This is a genomic window from Stenotrophomonas sp. 2YAF22 (assembly GCF_052114665.1).
In the GTDB taxonomy this organism is placed as follows: Bacteria; Pseudomonadota; Gammaproteobacteria; order Xanthomonadales; family Xanthomonadaceae; genus Stenotrophomonas; species Stenotrophomonas indicatrix.
The window spans coordinates 1-6,239 of sequence record NZ_JBFRFE010000212.1 but is presented as its reverse complement, the minus strand read 5'-3'; the positions used below and the strand labels follow the sequence as shown (position 1 = coordinate 6,239).

Here is a 6,239-nt window from a genome sequence, read left to right as displayed (position 1 = left end):
GCCACAGCAGGGGACGCTGGCGGGTGTAGGTCGATGGCGCTGTGGACATGGGGCGTGGCCGGTGCAACGTGGGGGCGCCATGATCGCGCACTGCGGGTCACGGCGCGATCAACATCGCGCCGTGACTGCATGCGGGATGCTCAGCGTTGGCTGTGCGCGTGTACCGCGTCGACCAGCACCTGTACATGGGCCGGGTCCATGTCCGGCGACATGCCATGGCCGAGGTTGAACACATGGCCCTCGCGCGAACCACCGTTGCCGGCGGCATAGGTGTCGAGCACGCGTGCGGCCGCTGCGGCGATCGCATCGGGCGTGGCATACAACGTGGTCGGGTCCAGGTTGCCCTGCAGGGCTACGCGGCCACCGGTACGGCGTAGCGCTTCGTCCAGGTCCAGCGTCCAGTCCAGGCCGAGCGCATCGGCGCCGGTCTGCGACAGCGCTTCCAGGTGCAGGCCGGTGCCCTTGCCGAACAGGATCAGCGGCGTGCGCTCGCTGCCTTCGCCGCGCTCCAGGCCCTCGGCGATACGCTGCAGGTAGCGCAGCGAGAACTCGCGGTACATCGCCGGCGACAGCACGCCGCCCCACGTGTCGAACACCTGCAGTGCCTGCGCACCGGCGGCGCGCTGCGCGCCGAGGTAGGCAATCACCGCGTCGGTGGTTACCTCCAGCAGGCGGTGCAGGGCCTGCGGATGGTTCAGCGCCATCGCCTTGATGCGCGCGAAATCCTTGCTGCCGCCGCCTTCGACCATGTAGCAGGCCAACGTCCACGGGCTGCCGGAGAAACCGATCAGCGGCACCTGGCCATCCAGTTCGCGGCGGATCAGGCGCACCGCGTCCATCACATAGCCCAGATCCTGCTCCATGTCCGGTACCGCCAGCTTGGCGATGGCCGCTTCATCGCGCACCGGGTGACGGAACTTCGGGCCTTCGCCTTCGACGAAGTACAGCTCCAGGCCCATGGCATCGGGAATGGTGAGGATGTCCGAGAACAGGATGGCCGCGTCCAGCGGGAAGCGGCGCAGCGGCTGCAGGGTGACTTCGCAGGCGATCTCCGGGTTCTTGGCCATGGCCAGGAAGCTGCCGGCCTTGGCCCGGGTGGCGCGATATTCCGGCAGGTAGCGGCCGGCCTGGCGCATCAGCCAGACAGGGGTGCAGTCCACCGGTTCGCGGCGCAGGGCGCGCAGCAGGCGATCGTTGCGGAGAGGGCTGGTCACAGTGGGCATTCCTTGGGCGAAATGGGCAGCGGCGCAGTCAGTCGCCGTGCGAAAGAATCTGGAAGCCCCGATGCAGTTCGGCATCGCGGGCCTTGTCGTAGGCGTGGCGGGCTTCGTCGGCCGTCAGGTACAGCTCGCGCCGCAGCTGCGAGCGGGCGCCGACGCGGCCGGATTCACGCAGCAGTTCCCAGCCGCCGAACAGGTCCGGGACCAGGGTCAGGCGCAGGAAGCGCGGTGCCTGGGCACCGTCGGCGGGTTGTTGCAGGTGGACGTGCATGGTGTCGATTGTAGCGGGGGCGGTGTGACCCCTGCCGCAACGCTGACCTGGTAGTGCCGGCCGCTGGCCGGCAACGTCATGAAGGTCGGCGGTGTAGCGTGGATGCCGGCCAGCGGCCGGCACTACCGCTCAGTGGCCGCCCAGCACCTTCAGTACCGCCGCTTCATCCACGTCCGGTACGACTTCGGCGCGGCCCATGCCACGCCACAGCACCACGCGCAGGCGGCCGGCTACATTCTTCTTGTCCAGGCGCATGCGGCCGAGCAGGGCCTGCGGGTCCAGCCCGGCGGGAATTGCCACCGGCAGGCCAAGCTGTTCAAGCAGCGCCTGCAGGCGCACCCGGTCGGCGTCGTCGGCCAGGCCCAGGTGGGTGGAGAGGCGTGCCGCCAGCACCATGCCCACTGCTACGGCTTCACCGTGGTTCAGTGCATCGCGTCCTGGTGCGGAGTACCCCTGTTCGGTTTCGATGGCGTGGCCGAAGGTATGGCCAAGATTGAGCAGGGCGCGCTCGCCCTTCTCGAAGGGATCGCGCTCGACGATGGCGGCCTTGTGCCGGCAGCTGCGGGCGATGGCCTCGGCGATGACCGCATCCTCGCCGGCCGCCAGTGCCTCGGCATGCTGCTGCAGCCATTCGAAGAACACCGCATCACCCAGTGCGCCGTACTTCACCACTTCGGCCAGGCCGGCGCGTAGCTCGCGCGGCGGCAGGGTGGCCAGCACGCGGGTATCGGCGATCACCGCACGCGGTGGGTGGAACGCACCGACCAGGTTCTTGCCGGCCGGGATATCCACGGCGGTCTTGCCGCCCACCGAGGAGTCGACCATCGCCAGCAGCGTGGTTGGCAGCTGCACGCAGTCGACGCCGCGCATCCAGCAGGCCGCGGCAAAGCCGGCGAGGTCGCCGACCACACCACCACCGAGGGCGAACACGCAGGCATCGCGGGTCGCGCCGAGCGCGGCCAGCGCCTCGATGACCGAGCCGAACTCGGCCAGGGTCTTGGAGGCTTCACCGGCGGCCAGCACATGCTCACCCACGATCAGGTCCGGGCGTGCGGCCAGCAGCGTCTGCCTGACGGCATCCAGATAGCGCGGAGCAACCTCGCTGTCGCTGACCAGCAGCACGTGGCGGCCACGCACATGGCTGGCCAGTGCAGCGCCGTCGGCCTGGGCACCAGCGCCAATGGTGATGGAGTAGGGACGGTCGCCGCCAACGGCGACCTGCAGCAGGGCAGGGGAGGTCATGCAGTGGGGTCCTGTCGCTGCCAGTGCGTGGCCAGCTTGACGACAAGCTGGGCAGTGGCATCGGCGGCGGTAAACGGGTCGGTATCAAGAGTGACATCGGCGAGGTCGCGATACAGCGGGTCGCGATGCGCGGCCAGATCATGCAGCACCTGTTCGCGGTCCGGCCGCTGCAGCAGTGGCCGGGCCTTGTCGCGTGACAGGCGCTCCAGCTGGGCTGCGACGCTGACCCGCAGGTAGACGACAAAGCCTCGCTTGGCGATCAGGGCGCGATTGTCCGGGTCAAGCACGGCACCGCCACCGGTGGACACCAGCTGGCCACGGCCGGCCAGCACCTGCGCCAGCGCCTGGCGCTCATGGGCGCGGAAGCCTGCTTCGCCGGAATGCTCGAAGATCGTGGGGATGCTGGCCCCGGTCGCATCGACGATGGCCTGGTCGACGTCGACGAAGTCCAGCGTGAAGCGCTCGGCGAGGCGGCGGCCGATGCAGGTTTTACCGGCGCCCATCGGGCCGATCAGGATCAGGTTCGGAGCGGGATTCATGCCCTCTGATGCTAACACCTCCGTGCCTTGGCCTTTACGTTCTTCACGTCAGGGTGGAGGTTCCTGCGGGGTTTCCCGCGCCTGAAGGAGTGCCTGCCATGTCGGTTGCCAAGGTCATCGAAATCAATGCGTCCTCGCCCAAGAGCGTGGAGGACGCAGTGCGCAGCGGTTTGAAGAAGGTGTCCGGGACGGTCAAGGGCATCCAGGGCGCCTGGATCAACGAGACCAAGGTGGTCACCGACGGCAACGGTGAGATCACCGAATGGCGGGTGAACCTGCGGGTCACCTTCCTGGTGGAGTGAGGCTGCTCAGCGCAGCCCTTGCACCTGGCGCTGGGCATCCAGCGCCACTACCCGGTCGGCAATGGCCGGCAGCGCACGCAACGCCTGCCGGCTGACCCGCTCGTAGTACTGCACGAAGCGCTCCAGCTGGGGCCGGTTCATACCGTGCCGCCCCGGCTGGGCCGCCTGCAGGTTCTGCTCCTGCTGCCAGCGCCAACGCGGCACCACCGAAAAATCAGGGGGTTGCAGGAACCACAGGCGGTCACAGCGCTGCCACAGCGCCGGATAGTCGCGGGCCAGCGCCTGGTTGCACCAGCGCCGCCAACGGCCATCGGCATCGGCCTCGCGCTCCAGGGCGTTGAGCGGGACATCCAGTTCGGCATCGTCCTGCGCCGGGGTGCCCAGGAACCAGCCTTCGAACACCAGCAGGTCCAGCGGCGTTTGCAGCTGCGGCCACTGCGCTTCGGGCAGGCGCTCGTCGGCCAGCTTGTCGAAGCGGGGCAGGGCCAAGGGCTGTCGTGCTGCCACTGCGTCCAGTGCCGCATGTGCCAGCGGCAGGTCGTGGGTGCCCGGTGGGCCACGGGTGATCAACAACGGATGTACTTGCCGGGCCAGACGCTGGCGTTGTGCGCGGGTCAGGTAGACATCGTCGATGGACAGCGTTGCGGCGTTCAGGCCACGCGCCTGGGCACGGGCAACCACCTGCGCGGCCAGCGTCGATTTGCCGCTCCCCTGCAGGCCGCTGATCGCCAATACTGGAACGGCTGTGCTGCTGCCCAGCGCGTCATCCAGCGCCTGCTCGACCACTGTTTCGGGGAATCCTTTCACCTGGGGCATGTACGCAGCGGCGACCATGCCGCCACAATAGCCCAAACCGTGTGAGAAGAATGCTGTCATGAGCGACCTGTACGCCGAAGCCCTGTCGACCTTTGCCGCCCTTTTCGAAGAAGCGAAACAGAGCCGCGAAGTCGAGCCCAATGCGATGACCGTGGCGACCGCCGATGTGCAGGGCCGGCCATCGGCGCGCACCGTGCTGTTGAAGGCGTTCGACGAGCGCGGCTTCGTGTTCTACACCCACCTGGACAGCCACAAGGGCAACGAGCTGCAGGCCAATCCGCAGGCGGCGCTGCTGTTCCTGTGGCGCAGCCTGCGCGAGGCCGGCATCCAGGTGCGCATCGAGGGACGCGTAGAGCAGGTGGCCGATGCCGAGGCCGACGCGTATTTCGCCAGCCGTCCGCGCATGAGCCAGATCGGCGCGTGGGCGTCGCTGCAGTCGAAGACGTTGAACTCGCGCGAGGAGTTCGACGCGCGCGTGGCCGAGGTCGAGGCGCGCTTCGAGGGCAAGGACGTGCCGCGTCCGGACGGTTGGAGTGGTCTGCGGGTGGTGCCTGACCGCATCGAGTTCTGGTACGGCGCGCAGTTCCGCCTGCACGAGCGCTGGTGCTATGAAGCGGGTGCCGAAGGGCGCTGGAGCAAGCGCTTGTTGTACCCGTAAGGCACCGTGATGCAACGCGTGCCGCTGTATCGCGTGGTGGTGTTCGTGCCGGTGCCTGCCCTGGAGGCGGTGAAGCAGGGCATCCTTTCGGTGGATGCACTGGCGGCCGGCGATTACGAGCACGGCCTGTGGTGGTCCGCGCCGGGGTTCGAACAGTTCCGGCCACGCGTGGGTGCGATCCCCACGCAGGGCGAGGCGGGGCAGACCGAGGTGGTCGACAGCGTGCGGCTGGAGTTCTGCCTGCCGCGCGATCCGCAGCGGCTACAGCGCATCCTCGAGCACGGCATCGTGCCGCATCACCCGTGGCAGGTGCCGGCGGTGCAGGTGGAAGAGATCGAGCTGCTGCTGGCCGGGTAGATCCACGCCATGCGTGGATGGAAAGGTCGGTACACCTGCATCGTAGGGTCGAGCCTGTACCACTGCCATTGTTCCAACGCGTATCACTGCGAGAGCCGTTTGTCGCAAACGGACCGGCCAGCTTCATCTGCGAGCAGGCCAGCAAACGTCACACTCGGACTGATGCCCTCGATTTCCGGAGTTGCCATGTCCCCTTGGCGTTGCCTGTTTGCCGTGCCATCGCCGCGCCAGGGCGTGGAAGCGTTCCTGTTGCTGCTCGCCCGCATCGTGGCCGGCGTGATGTTCTGCGTATCCGGCTGGAACAAGCTGTTCACCGACGCCGGGCGCGAGCGCATGGTGCACACGCTGGTCGATGCGGGCATTCCATTTCCGGTACTCAGCGCGCCGGTGCTCGGGGCCATTGAGTGGATTGCCGGTGGCCTGTTGGTGCTGGGCCTGTTGACCCGCCCTTCGGCATTGCTGCTGGCGGCGATCTGCGCGGTAGCGGCGCTCACCGATGGCATTGCGCGCATTCCTGCGGGGCTGAGCGTGCCGGATTGGCTGAGCTGGTTCTTCTACCTGAGCGAAGTCCCGCTGGGCGTGCTGCTGCTATGGGTTGCGGCCGTGGGCAGTGGACGGTTCGCCATCGAAGCGCGCTGGGCACGCTGAGTGCACCTTCTTCCGCGGCCGGCGGGCGTGCGGTAGCGCCTGGGCGCTCCAGTAGATCCACGCCATGCGTGGATGGGGTACTTGGGAAAAAGCGGTGCGAACCAAGGTTCGCACCCACCAGGCATCGGTCTGCCCTCAACAGACATCGGCGGTTCGCCCCTGCCTTGCATCGGTTCTGCACCAACC

9 protein-coding genes are annotated in these 6,239 nt (G+C 67.8%); 4 read left to right on the top strand and 5 right to left on the bottom strand.

The window, feature by feature from the left end; genetic code table 11:
- Positions 1-140 precede the first annotated feature (140 nt).
- The 4 genes from hemE to AB4Y84_RS10310 all read right to left on the bottom strand — a co-directional run bounded on the left by hemE (position 141) and on the right by AB4Y84_RS10310 (position 3,272).
- Positions 141-1,223 carry a uroporphyrinogen decarboxylase gene (gene hemE / locus AB4Y84_RS10325; protein ID WP_312785889.1) on the bottom strand — a complete coding sequence of 361 codons (1,083 nt, stop codon included), beginning with the start codon at positions 1,221-1,223 and terminating at the stop codon, positions 141-143.
- A 28-nt stretch (positions 1,224-1,251) separates the two neighbouring features.
- Positions 1,252-1,491 (bottom strand): WGR domain-containing protein, encoded by a 240-nt coding sequence (locus AB4Y84_RS10320; protein WP_025876992.1) that lies wholly within the window; start codon positions 1,489-1,491, stop codon positions 1,252-1,254.
- Between the two features lie 129 nt (positions 1,492-1,620).
- Positions 1,621-2,733, bottom strand: a complete 1,113-nt coding sequence (gene aroB / locus AB4Y84_RS10315) for a 3-dehydroquinate synthase (RefSeq protein ID WP_442250094.1) — start codon at positions 2,731-2,733, stop codon at positions 1,621-1,623.
- Positions 2,730-3,272: a shikimate kinase gene (locus tag AB4Y84_RS10310; RefSeq protein ID WP_032976596.1), complete on the bottom strand. Its 543-nt coding sequence runs from the start codon at positions 3,270-3,272 to the stop codon at positions 2,730-2,732. Before AB4Y84_RS10310 ends, aroB begins: the two co-directional genes overlap by 4 nt.
- 98 nt (positions 3,273-3,370) lie before the next feature.
- On the opposite strand from AB4Y84_RS10310, the gene AB4Y84_RS10305 reads away from it, so the two are divergent.
- The gene (locus tag AB4Y84_RS10305; RefSeq protein ID WP_025876997.1) at positions 3,371-3,574 is read left to right on the top strand and encodes a dodecin family protein; all 204 of its coding nucleotides are present in this window, start codon (positions 3,371-3,373) and stop codon (positions 3,572-3,574) included.
- A gap of 6 nt (positions 3,575-3,580) precedes the next feature.
- Here the strand turns inward: AB4Y84_RS10305 and AB4Y84_RS10300 are convergent, their stop codons facing one another.
- Entirely contained in the window at positions 3,581-4,408 is an 828-nt protein-coding gene (locus tag AB4Y84_RS10300; RefSeq protein ID WP_442244601.1) for a kinase, read from the bottom strand.
- A gap of 40 nt (positions 4,409-4,448) precedes the next feature.
- Between AB4Y84_RS10300 and pdxH the strand changes: the two genes are divergently transcribed.
- The 3 genes from pdxH (at position 4,449) to AB4Y84_RS10285 (ending at position 6,053) form a co-directional block, all read left to right on the top strand.
- Positions 4,449-5,048, top strand: a complete 600-nt coding sequence (gene pdxH / locus AB4Y84_RS10295) for a pyridoxamine 5'-phosphate oxidase (RefSeq protein WP_033831770.1) — start codon at positions 4,449-4,451, stop codon at positions 5,046-5,048.
- Positions 5,049-5,057: 9 nt separating this feature from the next.
- Complete coding sequence (locus tag AB4Y84_RS10290; RefSeq protein ID WP_442244602.1) at positions 5,058-5,405, top strand: hypothetical protein; 348 nt, start codon at positions 5,058-5,060, stop codon at positions 5,403-5,405.
- Positions 5,406-5,591: 186 nt separating this feature from the next.
- Positions 5,592-6,053 (top strand): DoxX family protein, encoded by a 462-nt coding sequence (locus AB4Y84_RS10285; protein ID WP_442244603.1) that lies wholly within the window; start codon positions 5,592-5,594, stop codon positions 6,051-6,053.
- The last annotated feature ends 186 nt before the right edge of the window (positions 6,054-6,239 follow it).

What these genes read in the sequence shown, in the direction of transcription:
- AB4Y84_RS10285 (WP_442244603.1), top strand. Translation starts at nt 5,592, where the DNA reads ATGTCCCCTTGGCGTTGCCTGTTTGCCGTGCCATCGCCGCGCCAGGGC.
- AB4Y84_RS10290 (WP_442244602.1), top strand. Translation starts at nt 5,058, where the DNA reads ATGCAACGCGTGCCGCTGTATCGCGTGGTGGTGTTCGTGCCGGTGCCT.
- AB4Y84_RS10300 (WP_442244601.1), bottom strand. Translation starts at nt 4,408, where the DNA reads ATGGTCGCCGCTGCGTACATGCCCCAGGTGAAAGGATTCCCCGAAACA.
- AB4Y84_RS10310 (WP_032976596.1), bottom strand. Translation starts at nt 3,272, where the DNA reads ATGAATCCCGCTCCGAACCTGATCCTGATCGGCCCGATGGGCGCCGGT.
- aroB (WP_442250094.1), bottom strand. Translation starts at nt 2,733, where the DNA reads ATGACCTCCCCTGCCCTGCTGCAGGTCGCCGTTGGCGGCGACCGTCCC.
- pdxH (WP_033831770.1), top strand. Translation starts at nt 4,449, where the DNA reads ATGAGCGACCTGTACGCCGAAGCCCTGTCGACCTTTGCCGCCCTTTTC.
- hemE (WP_312785889.1), bottom strand. Translation starts at nt 1,223, where the DNA reads ATGCCCACTGTGACCAGCCCTCTCCGCAACGATCGCCTGCTGCGCGCC.
- AB4Y84_RS10305 (WP_025876997.1), top strand. Translation starts at nt 3,371, where the DNA reads ATGTCGGTTGCCAAGGTCATCGAAATCAATGCGTCCTCGCCCAAGAGC.
- AB4Y84_RS10320 (WP_025876992.1), bottom strand. Translation starts at nt 1,491, where the DNA reads ATGCACGTCCACCTGCAACAACCCGCCGACGGTGCCCAGGCACCGCGC.